15 protein-coding genes are annotated in these 15,561 nt (G+C 71.6%); 6 read left to right on the forward strand and 9 right to left on the reverse strand.

Annotated features, from left to right (window positions below; all coding sequences use genetic code 11):
- Positions 1–89 precede the first annotated feature (89 nt).
- Positions 90–860 carry a GNAT family N-acetyltransferase gene (locus tag ASD33_RS01495; protein ID WP_056551954.1) on the forward strand — a complete coding sequence of 257 codons (771 nt, stop codon included), beginning with the start codon at positions 90–92 and terminating at the stop codon, positions 858–860.
- A gap of 88 nt (positions 861–948) precedes the next feature.
- Positions 949–1,722, forward strand: coding sequence for a dienelactone hydrolase (locus tag ASD33_RS01500; RefSeq protein WP_056551957.1), 774 nt, complete (start codon positions 949–951; stop codon positions 1,720–1,722).
- A 23-nt stretch (positions 1,723–1,745) separates the two neighbouring features.
- On the opposite strand, the gene ASD33_RS01505 is transcribed toward ASD33_RS01500, so the two are convergent.
- Positions 1,746–2,717, reverse strand: a complete 972-nt coding sequence (locus ASD33_RS01505) for a LysR family transcriptional regulator (protein ID WP_079044489.1) — start codon at positions 2,715–2,717, stop codon at positions 1,746–1,748.
- A 62-nt stretch (positions 2,718–2,779) separates the two neighbouring features.
- Between ASD33_RS01505 and ASD33_RS01510 the strand changes: the two genes are divergently transcribed.
- From ASD33_RS01510 to ASD33_RS01520, 3 genes are all read left to right on the forward strand, one after another.
- Positions 2,780–4,063: an MFS transporter gene (locus tag ASD33_RS01510; protein ID WP_056551964.1), complete on the forward strand. Its 1,284-nt coding sequence runs from the start codon at positions 2,780–2,782 to the stop codon at positions 4,061–4,063.
- A 76-nt stretch (positions 4,064–4,139) separates the two neighbouring features.
- A complete protein-coding gene (locus ASD33_RS01515) occupies positions 4,140–4,847 on the forward strand; it encodes a L,D-transpeptidase (RefSeq protein WP_056551967.1) in 708 nt (235 codons plus the stop codon).
- A gap of 84 nt (positions 4,848–4,931) precedes the next feature.
- Entirely contained in the window at positions 4,932–5,903 is a 972-nt protein-coding gene (locus ASD33_RS01520) for a sigma-70 family RNA polymerase sigma factor (RefSeq protein ID WP_056553721.1), read from the forward strand.
- 5 nt (positions 5,904–5,908) lie between these two features.
- On the opposite strand, the gene ASD33_RS01525 is transcribed toward ASD33_RS01520, so the two are convergent.
- Positions 5,909–6,184, reverse strand: a complete 276-nt coding sequence (locus ASD33_RS01525; RefSeq protein WP_056551970.1) for an STAS domain-containing protein — start codon at positions 6,182–6,184, stop codon at positions 5,909–5,911.
- 63 nt (positions 6,185–6,247) lie between these two features.
- Between ASD33_RS01525 and ASD33_RS01530 the strand changes: the two genes are divergently transcribed.
- Entirely contained in the window at positions 6,248–6,904 is a 657-nt protein-coding gene (locus tag ASD33_RS01530) for an HAD family hydrolase (protein ID WP_079044490.1), read from the forward strand.
- A gap of 32 nt (positions 6,905–6,936) precedes the next feature.
- Here ASD33_RS01530 and ASD33_RS01535 read toward each other — a convergent pair whose 3' ends face one another.
- From ASD33_RS01535 to ASD33_RS01565, 7 genes are all read right to left on the reverse strand, one after another.
- Positions 6,937–8,214 carry a thymidine phosphorylase gene (locus ASD33_RS01535; protein ID WP_056551974.1) on the reverse strand — a complete coding sequence of 426 codons (1,278 nt, stop codon included), beginning with the start codon at positions 8,212–8,214 and terminating at the stop codon, positions 6,937–6,939.
- An 80-nt stretch (positions 8,215–8,294) separates the two neighbouring features.
- Positions 8,295–8,699, reverse strand: a complete 405-nt coding sequence (locus tag ASD33_RS01540) for a cytidine deaminase (protein ID WP_079044491.1) — start codon at positions 8,697–8,699, stop codon at positions 8,295–8,297.
- Positions 8,696–9,955: an ABC transporter permease gene (locus tag ASD33_RS01545; protein WP_056551978.1), complete on the reverse strand. Its 1,260-nt coding sequence runs from the start codon at positions 9,953–9,955 to the stop codon at positions 8,696–8,698. Before ASD33_RS01545 ends, ASD33_RS01540 begins: the two co-directional genes overlap by 4 nt.
- Positions 9,952–11,070, reverse strand: a complete 1,119-nt coding sequence (locus ASD33_RS01550) for an ABC transporter permease (RefSeq protein ID WP_056551982.1) — start codon at positions 11,068–11,070, stop codon at positions 9,952–9,954. Before ASD33_RS01550 ends, ASD33_RS01545 begins: the two co-directional genes overlap by 4 nt.
- Positions 11,067–12,776 (reverse strand): ABC transporter ATP-binding protein, encoded by a 1,710-nt coding sequence (locus ASD33_RS01555; protein WP_056551985.1) that lies wholly within the window; start codon positions 12,774–12,776, stop codon positions 11,067–11,069. Before ASD33_RS01555 ends, ASD33_RS01550 begins: the two co-directional genes overlap by 4 nt.
- 106 nt (positions 12,777–12,882) lie before the next feature.
- Complete coding sequence (locus ASD33_RS01560) at positions 12,883–13,941, reverse strand: BMP family ABC transporter substrate-binding protein (RefSeq protein WP_056551988.1); 1,059 nt, start codon at positions 13,939–13,941, stop codon at positions 12,883–12,885.
- Positions 13,942–14,241: 300 nt separating this feature from the next.
- Complete coding sequence (locus ASD33_RS01565; protein ID WP_056551991.1) at positions 14,242–15,462, reverse strand: amidohydrolase; 1,221 nt, start codon at positions 15,460–15,462, stop codon at positions 14,242–14,244.
- Between the last annotated feature and the right edge of the window lie 99 nt (positions 15,463–15,561).

Genomic DNA, 15,561 nt, shown 5'->3' on the forward strand with positions numbered 1-15,561 from the left:
CCTACGCGCGTAGAGCGCGCCTCGTGGCACCACCTCCGTCCCGCCTTTTTCCGTCGCCCCGCCCGGGCCCGAACACCTAGCCTGCGCCCATGACTTCCAGCGTTCCCGGCACCGAACTGCGCCGCATCCACGCCTTCCTGTCCGACTTCCGCCGCCGCCAGGCCGTCCGCACCGTCGACTTCCCCGGCGGATTCGCCGTGTTCGACGAGGAGTACGCGCTGTCGCGGGGGAACAACCACCTCCTGGTCGACGGGGAGACCGACCCCGAGGCGCTGCCCGCGCGGGCCGAGGAGCTGATGGCCCACCTGCCGTACCGCTTCGCCTACGTGCTCGACGAGCGGACCGCCCTGGCCTGCACGGGCCCGATGGCCCGCGCCGGGTACCGGCACTCGCAGTCGCTGGTCATGCGGCACGGCGGCCCGGTGCCGGCCCACGGCGGGGCCCGCGAGGTGGACCTGGAGACGCTGCGCGGGCCGGCCGTCGCGTCCTGGCGCCGCTTCGCCCCGGACGCCGGGGAGGAGCAGGTCCGCGCCCTGGTGGGGCGGCGGGCGGCCCGGCGGCGGGGCGCCGAGGTCGTCCGCTTCCTCGCCTCGTACGCCGGGGACGAGGTGGCCGGATGGGTCGACCTCTATCTGGACCCGGCGAGCGGGGTCGCGCAGATCGAGGACCTGGTCACGGACGAGAACCACCTCGGGCGGGGGCACGCCGGCGCCGTCCTGGACACGGCGCTGCGCCTGGCCGCCGACGCGGGCTGCACCACGGTCTTCCTGACCGCCCGCCCGGAGGACTGGCCGCACCGCTGGTACGCGCGGAAGGGCTTCGAGACGCTCGGCAGCGTGTCCCGTTTCGAACGGGCTTAGGAGTTACGGGCGTTCGCTGAGCGGACGATACGTAACAGAGACCGCGCGTACGACTGGCGTACACCTCCGATTCTGAGACTGTTCTGTCATGGCCCACTTCGCACTCGTGGGGCCGTCCGACGCGCGGAGACCCCGGCTCGGACGGCCTGTTGGAGGTTCCCGGACGTCGGCGGTGGGGGGCGTGGTGCTGCTCCTCCCGGACGGCGAGCCGGTGTCGGGGCGTCGCGCCTCCGCACGGGCCCACGCGGCGATGCTGCCGCTGGCGCGCGGGCTCGTCCGCGCGGGCCGGTCCGAGGGCCTCGTCGCCCATGTGGTGCGCTACCGGGGACGCGGCTGGAACGGCACGGACGCCAACCTCGCGACGGACGCCTCCTGGGCGGTCGCCGAGGCGGTACGGCGCTACGGCGACGTCCCGGTCTGCCTCCTCGGGCACGGGCTCGGCGCGCGGGCCGCGCTGCGGGCCGCCGGGCACGACGCGGTCGGCGCGGTGCTCGCGCTGGCCCCCTGGCTGCCGGAGGACGACATGGCGGCGGAGCCGGAGTCCGTACGCCAGCTGGTCGGACGGCGGGTGCTGCTCGTCCACGGCACCAACGACGCCAGGACCGACCCGGAGCTGTCGTTCCGCTTCGCCGAGCGGGCGAAGAAGGCGAACCGGGAGACCTGCCGGTTCGAGGTGCACTCCGACGGTCACGCGCTGCGCCAGTACGCGGCCGAGGTCCGGGCCCTCGCCGCCGACTTCGTCCTCGGCGCCCTCTTCGCCCGCCCGGTCGCCCGCCCGGTGACCGACGCGATGGCCGCTCCCCCGCCGCTGGGGCTGCGGATGCCGCTCGCGGCGGGCTTCGGGGGCACGCTGCGGCGCTGAGCGGGCGAGCGGGGGCCGCCGGTTCACTGCGGCTGCGCCGGCTCCTTCGGCAGCAGGTGGCCCCTGCGGCTCAGCAGGAACTTCTTGAAGGCGGCCACCGGTGCCGTGTCCGGGTGGCCGTCGAGCCAGGCGACGCCGATCTCGCGGACCGCGCGCGGGGCGGTGACGGTGAGCTCGACGACGCCGGGGCGCGGGACGGCCGGCGGGGGCAGCAGCGCGACGCCGAGACCGGCGGCGACCAGGCCGCGCAGCGTCTCGGCCTCCTCGCCCTCGAAGGCGATCCGGGGCTTGAAGCCCGCCTCCGCGCACAGGTCGTCGGTGATGCGGCGGAGCCCGTACCCCGGTTCCAGGGTCACGAAGGTCTCGTCGGCGGCCTCGGCGAGACGGACCCGCTTGCGGCCCGCGAGCCGGTGGTCGTCGGGGACGACGAGCCGGAGCCGCTGTTCGTCGAGGCGCCGGGCGACCAGGTCGGGGGCGTCCGGCACCGGGGAGGTCAGACAGAGGTCGAGGTCGCCGGCCCGGAGCCGTTCGATCATGGCCTCCCCGTAGTTCTGGACGAGGGTGAAGCGGATCCGCGGATGGTCGACGCGGAAGGCCCGGATGAGACCGGGGACGGTCTCGGAGCCCATGGTGTGGAGGAAACCGAAGGCCACCCGGCCCGCGGTGGCGTCGGCGTCGGCCCGTACGGTGTCGGCGGCCCGCTCCACCTCGGCGAGCGCCCGCTCGGCGGCGGTGAGGAAACGGCGGCCCGCCGGGGTGAGCGAGACCGTCCGGCCGCGGCGGGCGAAGAGGGTGACGCCGAGGTCCTGTTCGAGCCGCACCATGGCCCGGGAGAGCGTGGACTGCGGGACCCCCATCTCGGCGGCGGCCCGGGTCACGTGCTCGTGGCGGGCGACGGCGGCGAAGTACGCGAGCCGGGGCGCGAGCACCGGTCCCATGTCTTCTTCGTTACTGTTCGGTGACAGGCGAGGCTGTGACCTGTACTCATGCGCCATGGGAACGATTACAGCAGTTCCGTGCATTGGACGCATGAAACGGTCCGTCCTACGTTCGTGACATGCCTTCCGCCAGTACCGAGGCGGCCGCCGTCACCGCGTCCGCCGAAACCCGCCCCGCCCCCGCCGACACCCGCCTCGCGCCCGGCACCCCCGCCTTCCGCCGGATGAGCCTCGCGCTCTTCGCCGCGGGCCTCGCCACCTTCGCGCTCCTCTACTCCACGCAGGCCCTCCTCCCGGCCATCTCGGCCGAGTTCGGCGCGACCGCCTCCGCCGCCTCCTGGACGGTCTCGGCCGCGACCGGCGCCCTCGCCCTCTGCGTCCTGCCGTTCAGCGCCCTCTCGGAGCGCTTCGGCCGGCGCGCGATGATGACCGCCTCCCTGACGGTCGCCGTCGCCCTCGCGCTCTTGGTGCCGCTCGCCCCGAACCTGGAGTCCCTGATCGCGCTGCGCGCCCTCCAGGGCGCGGCGCTCGCCGGGCTCCCCGCCTCCGCGATGGCCTTCCTCGCCGAGGAGGTGCGGCCCCGGGCGCTGATCGCCGCGATCGGCCTGTTCGTGGCGGGCAACTCCATCGGCGGGATGAGCGGCCGCCTGGTGACCGGCTGGGTGGCCCAGATGTGGGGCTGGCGCGCGGGTCTGGCCGCCGTCGGCCTGACCTCGCTGCTGTGCGCGGTGGCCTTCCGGGCGCTGCTGCCGAAGGCACGGCACTTCACGCCCGGCACGCTCAGCCCGAAGGCGCTGGCCCGGACCGTACGGACGCATCTCGCGGACCCGCTGCTGATGCGGCTCTATGTGATCGGCGCGCTGTTCATGACGGTGTTCGGCGCGGTGTACACCGTGATCGGCTACCGCCTGGTGGAGGCCCCGTTCTCGCTGCCGCAGGGCGTGATCGGCTCCGTCTTCCTGGTCTACCTGGTCGGTACGGTCTCCTCGGCCGCGGCCGGCCGGCTCGTCGGACGGCTCGGCCGGCGCGGCGCGCTCTATCTGGCGGTCTCCACGACCGCCGCGGGCCTGCTGCTCTCGCTCGCCGAATCGCTGGCGGCGGTCCTGGCGGGCCTGGTCCTGATCACGGCCGGCTTCTTCGCGGGCCACGCGGTCGCCTCCTCCTCGGTGAGCCGTACGGCGAAGACGGGCCGCGCGCAGGCCTCGGCGCTCTACCAGTCCGCGTACTACCTGGGCAGCAGCGCGGGCGGCACGCTCGGCGCCGTCGCCTACCACTCCGGCGGGTGGGCGGGCACGGTCACCATCGGTCTCGTGGCGGTCCTCGGCGTCGTGACCGTCACCCTGTACGGCAGCCACAGCGCCCGCACCGAGGCGCGGCGGACGCGGCTCGCGGCGTCCTGCTGATTCCGGCGGTTCCGCTGCAACTGTCCGGCTCCCCCGGACGTCCTGATGCATAGGACTCTAGGGGGAGTTGACGATCATGAAGAGAATCGCGGGTCACATAGGGAAGAGAGCGGGAATCGCCGTCGGACTCACCTCACTGGTGGTGCCGATGACGATCGCGCTCGGTGCGGCGCCGGCGCAGGCGGCGTCCTGCAACGTGACGACGGGCCCGTACCAGAAGCAGGTGGAGAAGTTCCTCGGCCGGCCGGTCGACGGGCGCCAGTCGCTCGCCGACTGCAAGGCCATCCAGGCGTTCCAGGGGAAGCACGGCATCACCCCGACCGCCGGGTACGCGGGCACCATCACCTGGCGCACGATGAACACGATGCTCCAGCAGAAGGCGGCGGGCACCAACCCCAACCGGGCGGGCGCGTGCCCGACCAACCGGGGCCGGATCGCCTGCGTCGACCTGACCCGCCAGCTCAGCTGGATCCAGGACGGCGCCCGCCTCAAGTACGGTCCCGTGCCGGTCCGTACGGGCAAGGACGGCACCGAGACGCGGACCGGATCGAAGAAGATCTACTGGCGGAACATCAACCACTGGTCGACGCTCTACCACGTCTCCATGCCGTACTCGCAGTTCTTCGACGGCGGCCAGGCCTTCCACTCGACCACCAAGTCCATGTGGAACCCGCCGGGTTCGGGCGGCTGCGTCAACATGCGACCGGCGGACGCGAAGGCGTACTGGAACCTCCTCAGGAACGGCGACGACGTCTTCGTCTACGGCCGCAAGCCGGGAACCTGACCCCGGCTGTCGGTCCCCTGAGGTAGCTTCCCTCTCACCGGCACCGAACGGGTGCCGGTGAGGGGTGAGTGGGGTGTGGACCCGATGAGTGACGCCGCGACCGCGACGACCGAAGAACTCGACAAGTACCGCAGGGAGCTGACCGGTTACTGCTACCGGATGCTCGGATCCTCCTTCGAGGCCGAGGACGCGGTGCAGGACACCATGGTGCGGGCCTGGAAGGCCATCGAATCCTTCGAGGGCCGCTCCTCGCTGCGGTCCTGGCTCTACCGGATCGCCACCAACGTCTGCCTGGACGCGCTGAACGCCGGCAACCGGAGGGCGCGACCGATGGACCTGACCTCGCCGACCCCGGTCGCACAGGCGCAGCTCGTCAAGCAGCCGGAGATCACCTGGCTGGAGCCGATCCCGGACGGGCGCGTGCTGCCCTCGGTGGCGGACCCGGCGGAGACGGCCGTCTCCCGGGAGACCGTGCGGCTCGCCTTCGTGGCCGCGCTCCAGCACCTGCCGCCCAAGCAGCGGGCGGTCCTCATCCTGCGCGAGGTGCTCGCCTGGAAGGCGAGCGAGGTCGCCGAACTCCTCGACACCACCGTCGCCTCGGTCAACAGCGCCCTCCAGCGGGCCCGCGCGACCCTCGCCGAGCAGGCGCCCGCCACCTCCGACACGGCGAACCCGCTGGACGAGGAGCAGAAGGCGCTCCTGGAGCGGTACGTCGCGGCCTTCGAGGGCTACGACATGAAGGCGCTGACCGCGCTCCTCCACGAGGACGCGACCATGTCCATGCCGCCGTACGACCTCTGGCTCCAGGGGCACGACGACATCGTGGGCTGGATGCTGGGCGTCGGCGACGTCTGCCGGGGCTCGAAGCTGGTCGCCACCGTGGCCAACGGCTCCCCGGCCTTCGCGCACTACCACCCGACCCCGGACGGCGGTTACAGCCCCTGGGCGCTCATCGTGCTGGAGCTGCGCGACGGCAAGGTCGGCGGGATGGACTTCTTCCTGGACACCGAGCGCTGGTTCCCCCTCTTCGACCTGCCGGCCCGGCTGGAGGCGTAGCGGCCCTATAGGTCCAGGGTCCCGTCGAGCCCGGCGAGCGTGAGCAGGGCCCGCAGCTCGGGCCCCGCTCCGTGGAAGCGTATGCGGTGCCCCCGGCGGGTCGCGGCGAGTTTCAGCCGGGCCAGGGCGTCGACGGCGGCGAGATCGGCGCGCGCGAGCGCGCCGGTCTCGCAGACCACCTCACCGGGCGGGGCGGCCCCCAGCTCGGCACAGAGCAGCGCCACCTCGTCCCGGGAGGGGCGGGCGGTCAGGGTCAGGACGAGCGGTTGACTGGTGTCCACATCCCGTACGACCGTCCGGGCGCCCGGAACTCATCGCCGGGCGCACCCCCTAGGCTCTCGATCATGACTCACGAGCCTGTCGAACTGGTGATCTTCGACTGCGACGGCGTTCTGGTGGACAGCGAGCGGATCTACTGCCGCGTGGACCGGGAGGTGTTCGCGGCCCTCGGCGCGGTGTTCACCGAGGCGGAGGTGATCGACCGCTTCGTCGGCTCCTCGCACGCGATGCTCACCTCCCTCGTGGAGGAGCGCAGGGGCCGCCCCCTCGAACCCGGCTGGCACTCCCCGTTCGAGCAGCGGTACGAGGACGCGCTGGACGCGGAGCTGACGGCCGTGGAGGGCGTCACGGACGTCCTGGACGCCCTGGAGGTCCCGTACTGCCTCGCCTCCAACGGCAGCCACGCCGACATCCGCAGGAACCTCGGCCGCACCGGCCTCCTGGACCGCTTCGAGGGCCGGATATTCAGCGCCCGCGACGTCGCCCGGGGCAAGCCCGCCCCGGACCTCTTCCTGCACGCGGCGGCCGCGATGGGCGTCCCGCCGGAGCGCTGCGCGGTGGTGGAGGACAGCCCCTACGGCGTCCGGGCCGCCCGTGCCGCCGGCATGCGCGCCTTCGGCTACTGCGGCGGCCTCACCCGCGCGGACCGCCTGAGGGGCCCGCGCACGGTCGTGTTCGAGGACATGAGGGAGCTGCCGGGGCTGCTCGGGGAGCCGGCGTAGCCCTCGCACCGGCTCCCGTCGCGCGCCCAGTCTCAGGCGATGCGGTCCAGGACGATCGGGTTCGGGGTGAACTCCGTGCCCGGTGCCGCGATGTCCCAGGCCGAGTCCAGGGACTTCAGGGCGTAGTCGAACTTCTCCGGGGTGTCCGTGTGGAGGGTCAGCAGCGGCTGGCCCGCGGTCACCGTGTCGCCGGGCTTCGCGTGCAGCTCGACGCCGGCGCCCGCCTGCACCGGGTCCTCCTTGCGGGCGCGGCCCGCGCCCAGGCGCCAGGCGGCGATGCCGATGTCGTACGCGTCGAGGCGGGTGAGGACACCGGTCGACGGGGCCGTGACGACGTGCTGCTCGCGGGCGACCGGGAGGGCCGCGTCCGGGTCGCCGCCCTGGGCCGCGATCATCCGGCGCCAGTGGTCCATGGCCGAGCCGTCGGCGAGCGCCTTCGCCGGGTCCGCGTCCTTGATGCCGGCCGCCGCGAGCATCTCGCGGGCGAGCGCGATCGTCAGCTCGACGACGTCCGCCGGGCCGCCGCCGGCCAGGACCTCGACCGACTCGCGGACCTCCAGGGCGTTGCCCGCGGTGAGGCCGAGCGGGGTCGACATGTCGGTGAGCAGGGCCACCGTCCTGACACCGCTGTCGGTGCCGAGGCCGACCATCGTCGAGGCCAGCTCGCGGGCGTCCTCGATGTTCTTCATGAAGGCGCCGGTGCCGACCTTGACGTCGAGGACCAGGGAGCCGGTGCCCTCGGCGATCTTCTTCGACATGATCGAGGAGGCGATCAGCGGGATGGCCTCGACGGTGCCGGTGACGTCGCGGAGCGCGTACAGCTTCTTGTCGGCGGGGGCCAGACCGTCGCCCGCCGCGCAGATGACCGCGCCGGTGGTGTCGAGGACGTGCAGCATCTCCTCGTTGGAGAGCAGCGCCCGCCAGCCGGGGATGGACTCCAGCTTGTCGAGGGTGCCGCCGGTGTGGCCGAGGCCGCGGCCGGAGAGCTGCGGTACGGCCGCGCCGCAGGCGGCGACGAGCGGGGCGAGCGGCAGGGTGATCTTGTCGCCGACGCCGCCGGTGGAGTGCTTGTCGGCGGTCGGGCGGGAGAGCGAGTCGAAGTTCATGCGCTCACCACTGGCGATCATCGCGGCGGTCCAGCGGGCGATCTCCGTGCGGTTCATGCCGTTCAGCAGGATGGCCATGGCCAGGGCGGACATCTGCTCGTCGGCGACCGCACCGCGGGTGTACGCGTCGATGACCCAGTCGATCTGCTCGGGGCTCAGCTCGCCCTTGTCCCGCTTGGTGCGGATGACGGAGATGACGTCCATGGTGGTGCCTCTTTCTACGCGCATAGAGGGGGAAAGGGGGAGCGACCCTTCCCATCGTGCCGGAAGGGCCGCTCCGAGGATTACTTCGACAGGTGCTCCGGGCCGAAGGCCTGCGGGAGCATCTCCGCCAGGGTCAGGAACCCCGCCGGGGTCTCCAGGACGAGTTCGGGGCCGCCGAACTCGTACAGGAGCTGCCGGCACCGGCCGCACGGCACCAGGGACTCGCCCCGGCCGTCCACGCAGACGAAGTGGGTCAGCCGGCCGCCGCCGGTCGACTGGAGCGCCGAGACGAGCCCGCACTCGGCGCACAGGCCGAGGCCGAACGAGGCGTTCTCCACGTTGCAGCCGGAGACCGTCCGCCCGTCGTCGACGCGGGCCGCCGCGCCGACCGGGAAGCCCGAGTACGGGGCGTAGGCGCGGGACATGGCCTCGCGGGCCGTGACCCGCAGGGCCTCCCAGTCGGCTTCGGCCAGGCCGCCCGTCACTTGCCCTCGCCCTTGCGGTACGGCAGACCGTCCGCCTTCGGCATCCGCAGGCGCTGCGCCGAGAGGGCGAGCACCAGCAGGGTGGTGACGTACGGGGCGGCGTCGACGAACTGGCTCGGGACCTCGTCGGTCAGGAAGTACCAGAGGAAGAACGCGGCGGAGAAGGCGGCGGAGACGACCGCGACCACGTACTTCTTCTTGTACAGCTGCCACAGCGCGGCGATCACCAGGAGCACCGCGACGAGCAGCAGCAGCGCGTGGACGTTCTCGGCGCCGCCGCGCAGCTTGAGGCTGTCGGTGAAGCCGAAGAGGCCGGCGCCGAGCGCCATGCCGCCGGGCATCCAGTTGCCGAAGATCATCGCGGCGAGACCGATGTAGCCGCGGCCGCCGGTCTGGCCCTCCTGGTAGATGCCGGTGGCGACGATCGCGAGGAAGGCGCCGCCGAGGCCCGCGAGGGCACCGGAGGTGGTGACGGCGATGTACTTGTACTTGTAGACGTTCACGCCGAGGGACTCGGCCGCGACCGGGTTCTCACCGCAGGAGCGGAGCCGCAGGCCGAAGGACGTGCGCCAGAGCACCCACCAGGTGGCCGGGATCAGCAGGATCGCGACGACGGTGAGCAGCGACAGGTTGGTGACCAGGCCGCCGAGGATGCCGGCGATGTCCGAGATCAGGAACCAGTGCTTCTGCTGGAGGTCCATCAGCCAGTCGGAGAGCCCTGGGATGGTGATGTCGGTGATCGGATCGATGCGCGGGGACTGCTTGGAGGAGCCGCCCTCGGCCTCGGCGAAGGTGAAGTTCGACAGGTACTGGGTGAAGCCGACCGCGAGGATGTTGATCGCCACACCGGAGACGATGTGGTTCACGTTGAACGTGACGGTGATGATCGCGTGCAGCAGGCCGCCGAGCGCGCCGCCGAGGAGACCGAAGAGGACGCCCACCCAGGGGCCCCACTGGTAGCCGGCCCAGGCGCCGAACCAGGTGCCGAGCACCATCATGCCTTCGAGGCCGATGTTGACGACGCCCGCGCGCTCGGCCCACAGACCGCCGAGACCGGCGAGGCCGATCGGGACGGCGAGCTGGAGCGCGCCGGAGACCTGGCCGACGGAGGTGAGGTCGTCGGCCCCGGAGACGACCCGGACCAGCGAGAAGAGCACGAGGCCGGCCGCGACGATCAGCATGATCCAGGGCCAGGTGAGCTTGCGGCGTCCGCCCTTGGGCGCGGCGCTCGGCTTGGCAACGGTGGTGGTGCTCATGCCGCCACCTCCTTGTCGGTCTTGATGGCGCCGCCGGCGGCGAGTTCCTCGCCGACCTTCTGCTGCTGGCGGCGGATGCCGTAACGACGGACGAGCTCGTACGAGACCACGACGGCGATCACGATGATGCCCTGCATGATCTGGGTGATCTCCTTCGGGTAACCCTCGGTGTCGAGCGTCGAGGACGCCTTGTCGAGGAACGCGAAGAGGAGCGCGGCGAAGAGGATGCCGACCGGGTGGTTGCGGCCGAGCAGCGCGATGGTGATGGCGGTGAAGCCGACGCCGACCGGGAAGTCGAGGCTGTACGTGTGGGACTCGCCGAGCAGCGTCGGCATGCCGGAGAGGCCGGCCAGCGCGCCCGAGAGCAGCATCGAGGTGAGGATCATCCGCTTGGCGTCGACGCCGCTGGCCTGCGCGGCGGACTCGCTGGCGCCGGTGGCGCGCAGGTCGAAGCCGAAGCGGGTGCGGTTGAGGGCGAACCAGTAGACGACGCCGAGGGCGAGCGCGACGAAGGTGAAGCCGTAGATGACCCCGTTGCCCTCACCCATGTCGATGCCGGGGAACCAGCCCGACTCGGCGATCTTGCCGGTGGTGAGGTTGTTGGAGCCGGCGGGCTGGACGCCGAAGTTCTTCGGCAGGATCAGCCAGGCCACCAGCGAGGTCGCGATGGCGTTCAGCATGATCGTCGAGACGACCTCGGAGACACCGCGGGTGGTCTTCAGGATGCCGGCGATGCCGGACCAGAAGGCACCGGTCAGCATCGCGACGAGCACGATCAGCAGGATGTGCAGCGGGCCGGGCAGCTCGACCGAGGCGCCGACCAGGGCCGACACCATCGCGGCGAGCCGGTACTGGCCGTCGACGCCGATGTTGAACAGGTTCATCCGGAAGCCGATGGCCACGGCCAGGGCTGCCAGGTAGTAGATCCCGGTCTGGTTGACGATCAGGACCTGGATGTCCGAGTACGCGGCGTTGTCGATCATCAGCTGGATCGGCTCGATCGGGTCGAGCCCCGTGGCGAGCAGCACCAGGACGGTGAGCACGAACGAGGTGACCAGGGCGAGCACCGGGCCTGCGGCCCCGATGATCAGCTTGTCCTTGTCGAATTTCATCATCGGGCGTCACCGTCTTCGGACTCTTCGGTGCCCTCGAGTCGGCCGGTGGCCGCGCCGGTCATGGCGGAGCCCAGCTCCTCGGGCGTGATGGTGGCGGGGTCGGCGTCCGCGACGAGCTTGCCGCGGTACATCACCCGGAGGGTGTCGGAGAGGCCGATCAGCTCGTCGAGGTCGGCGGAGATCAGCAGCACCGCGAGGCCCTCGCGGCGGGCGTCCCGGATCGCGTCCCAGATCTGCGCCTGCGCGCCGACGTCCACACCGCGGGTGGGGTGGGCGGCGATCAGGAACTTGGGGCCGTGGCTCATCTCGCGGCCGACGATCAGCTTCTGCTGGTTGCCGCCGGAGAGGGAGGACGCGGTCACGTCGATGCCGGGGGTGCGGACGTCGTACTCGCGCACGATCCGCTCGGTGTCCTTGCGGGCCGCCTTCGGGTCGAGGATGCCGCGCTTGGAGTTGGGCGCCTCGGTGACGTGGCCGAGGATGCGGTTCTCCCAGAGGGGGGCCTCCAGGAGCAGGCCGTGGCGGTGGCGGTCCTCGGGGATGTAGCCGATGCCGCCCTCGCGGCGCTTGCGCACGGAGACCTTGGAGATGTCCTGGCCGTCGAGGGTGATGACGCCCGCGTCGGGGGTGGCCATGCCCATGAGGGACTCGATGAGCTCGGTCTGGCCGTTGCCCTCGACGCCCGCGATGCCGAGGATCTCGCCCTTGTGGATCGTGAGGGAGATGTCGTCGAGGAGCTTGCGCCCGGTGGCGACCTCCTCGTGCACCGTGACCGCGGCGGCCGGGTCGGCCGGGGCGGCCGTGGTGAGCGGGGCGCCGGCGGCGCCGCTCTCGACCAGCGTCAGGTTCGCGACCTGGAGCATCGGCACGTCGGTGACCGTGGACTCGCGGGTCTCCGGCGAGGGCAGCTCGCTGCCGACCATCAGCTCGGCGAGCTGCTTGGTGGTGGCGGTCTTCGGGTCGGCGGTGCCGACCGTGGTGCCCCGGCGGATGACGGTGATGTCGTCGGCGACCTTCAGGACCTCGCCCAGCTTGTGCGAGATGAAGATGACGGTCAGGCCCTCGGACTTGAGCTCGCGCAGGTTGTCGAAGAGCGCGTCGACCTCCTGCGGGACGAGCACGGCGGTCGGCTCGTCGAGGATGAGGATCCTGGCGCCGCGGTAGAGGACCTTGAGGATCTCCACGCGCTGGCGGTCGGCGACGCCGAGGTCCTCGACGAGGGCGTCGGGGCGGACCCCGAGGCCGTACGCGTCGGAGATCTCCTGGATCTTCTTCCGCGCCTTGGCGCCGATGCCGTAGAGGTTCTCGCCGCCGAGGACGACGTTCTCCAGGACGGTGAAGTTGTCCGCGAGCATGAAGTGCTGGTGCACCATGCCGATGCCGCGCGCGATGGCGTCACCGGGGCTGGAGAAGGTGACCTGCTCGCCGTCGACGGCGATGGTGCCCTCGTCCGGCTTCTGCATGCCGTAGAGGATCTTCATGAGGGTCGACTTGCCGGCACCGTTCTCGCCGATGAGGGCGTGCACGGTGCCCTTGCGGACCGTGATGGCGATGTCCTTGTTGGCGACGACGCCGGGGAATCGCTTGGTGATGCCGTGCAGTTCTACGGCAGGGGGGCTGGACGCGTTGATGACGCACTCTCCTTGGCCGGAAGGAGTGGGAGCGGGAGGGCAGGGCGGGGCGAAGTTATCGTGCCAGGGAGACATCTACACGCGTAGCGCTGCCGAAAAATGAAAACCCGTACGGGAATGGGGCCCGGCCCCGGTGGGGGTCCCACCGGTGCCGGGCCTTGGGTCGGTGACCTGTGCGTCCTTACGGAGCGGTCTTGACCGTGATCTTGCCGTCGACGATGTCCTTCTTCGCCTTCGCCACGGCGGCGGTGACCTCGGTCATCGCCTTGTACGCCGGGTTGGAGTCGGCCAGGCCGACACCGTCCGTGGCGAGGCCGTAGCGGATCTCACCGGTCTGCGGCTTGCCGTCCTTGACCGACTTGATCAGGTTGAAGACGGAGTCGGAGACGTCCTTGGTGACCGAGGTCAGGATCTGGGCCTTGTACTTGGCCAGACCCGCCTGGTTGTACTGGTCGGAGTCGACGCCGATGGCCCACTTGCCCGCGGTCGAGGCGGCCTCGATCGAGCCGGAACCGGCCAGACCGGCGGCGGCGTAGATCACGTCGGCGCCCTTGTCGAGCTGGCCCTGCGCGGCGGCCTTGCCCAGGTCGGGCTTGGAGAAGCCGTCGAAGTTCGGCGGCTGGGTCAGGTACTGGACGAGCACCTTCGCCTTGGGGTTGGTGTCCTTGACGCCCTGGGCGAAGCCCGCCTCGAACTTCTTGATCAGCGGCACCTCGACGCCACCGATGAAGCCGACCGTGCCGGTCTTCGAGGTCTTGGCGGCGGCGACGCCGGCCAGGTAGGAGCCCTGCTCCTCGTTGAAGACCAGGTTGGCGATGTTCGCACCGGTCACCGACGTGTCGTCGATGATGCCGAAGGTGGTCTTCGGGTAGGCCTTGGAGACCTTCTCGATCGCCGGGGCGTACGCGAAGCCGACACCGATGACCGGGTTGTTCCCGGCGCGGGCCAGCGCGGTGAGGCGCGCGACCTTGTCGGCGTCGCCCTCACCGGCGGAGGGCTCGGCCTCGGCGCCCTTGACGCCGAGCTCGTCCTCTGCCTTCTTCAGACCCGCGTAGGCGGCGTCGTTGAAGGACTGGTCGCCGCGGCCGCCGATGTCGTACGCGATGGCGGCCTTGGTCGCCTTGGAGTCCGAGCTCGGGCTGGAGCCGGAGTCGTTCGAGGACTTGCCACACGCGGTGGCGGAAAGAGCGAGCGCGGCGGAGGCGATGCCCACGGTCGCGATCCTGGTGATCCGGCGCAAGAGGAGGGTCCCTTCGAGACTGACCGAAAGCGCCTCTTCCGGCGCTGGTTTCGCGGCGATCGTAACGCGCGTAGATGTCAGTTAAAGACCCGTTCATGAGTCGTTATCGGATCGTCGCGAACCGGCCAGTCGAGGCGACCGGGGGCGTTCGGCCCGGCACAGCCGGTTATACCCCCCGATCGGGAGGCTCGACCGGGCATTCGAAGGGGACACGCCGGGGGTTGAGCCGGACGGCCGAGGGCGCCTTCCGGCGCCCTCGGCCGCGTCTCCACGACCCCCCGGCGCCCGGGCCTCCCCCGCTCAGGCCGTGCGGGCCGCGTCGAGCAGGGCCGCCGCCGTGAAGAGCTCCACCCCGGCCTCGATGCACCGCTCGTCCACGTCGAAGTCGCCGGCGTGCAGATCGCGGACCCGGGTGTCGCCGGGGGTGCGGACGCCGAGGCGGGCCATGGCGCCGGGCACGTGCTCCAGGTACCAGGAGAAGTCCTCGCCGCCGAGGCTCTGCTCGGTGTCCTCGACCGCGTGCGGTCCGCGCCGGGCCGTCATCGCCTCGCGGAGGAGTTCGGTGACGACCGGGTCGTTGACGACCGGGGGGACGCCCCGGACGTACGTCACGGTCGACTTGGCCCGGTGCAGGGTCGCGATCTCGTCGATGGCCGCGTGCACCTGGTCGGGCGCGTCCCGCCAGGTCGGCAGGTCGAGGCAGCGGACGGTGCCGGACAGCTCGGCGTGCTGCGGGATGACGTTGCAGGCGTGACCGGCCTCGATGCGGCCCCAGGTGACGGAGAGCCCCGAGCGGGCGTCGACGCGGCGGGCCAGCACGGCGGGCACGTCGGTGGCGACCCGGGCGGCGGCGGTCACCAGGTCGGTGGTGAGGTGCGGGCGGGCGGTGTGGCCGCCGGGCCCGTCCAGGGTGACTTCGAGCCGGTCGCAGGCGGAGGTGATGGGGCCGGGCCGGAGGCCGATCGTCCCGGCGTCGACCTTGGGGTCGCAGTGCACGGCGATGATCCGGCCGACGCCGTCCAGGACGCCGTCCTCGACGATGTCGGCGGCGCCGCCGGGGAGGACCTCCTCGGCGGGCTGGAAGATCAGCCGCACGGCGGCGGGGAGCAGGCCCCGCCGGTCGAGTTCGGCGAGGACGAGCCCGGCGCCGAGGACCGTGGTGGTGTGGACGTCGTGTCCGCAGGCGTGGGCGCGGTTGGCCACGGTGGAGCGGTAGGCGACCGTCTTGACGTCGGGGATGGGCAGCGCGTCGATGTCGGCGCGCAGGGCGAGCATGGGCCGGTCGCCGTCCGGCGTGCCGATGTCACAGATGAGTCCGGTGCCGGCCGGAAGGACCTTCGGCGCGAGTCCGGCCGCCTCCAGGCGGGCCTTGAGCGCGGCGGTCGTACGGAACTCCTGGTTCCCCAGCTCCGGGTGCATGTGCAAGTCCCTGCGGAAGGCGATCAGTTCGACGCGCAGGGGTTCGGACAGCGTTCCGGGCAGGGTGGCGGAGCCTGGCTCACGGGACTTCAACTGGTTCACCCTTTGAAGGGTAGGCCTCCCGGGAGGTCAACTGCCCGTTGATCACGAAAAGTTCAGCCCGTTAGGGGAAAGAATCTCGGTTTCACAGGCATGAAGGCC

Origin of the sequence: Streptomyces sp. Root1304 (assembly GCF_001426405.1) — a bacterium.
Classification (GTDB): domain Bacteria; phylum Actinomycetota; class Actinomycetes; order Streptomycetales; family Streptomycetaceae; genus Streptomyces.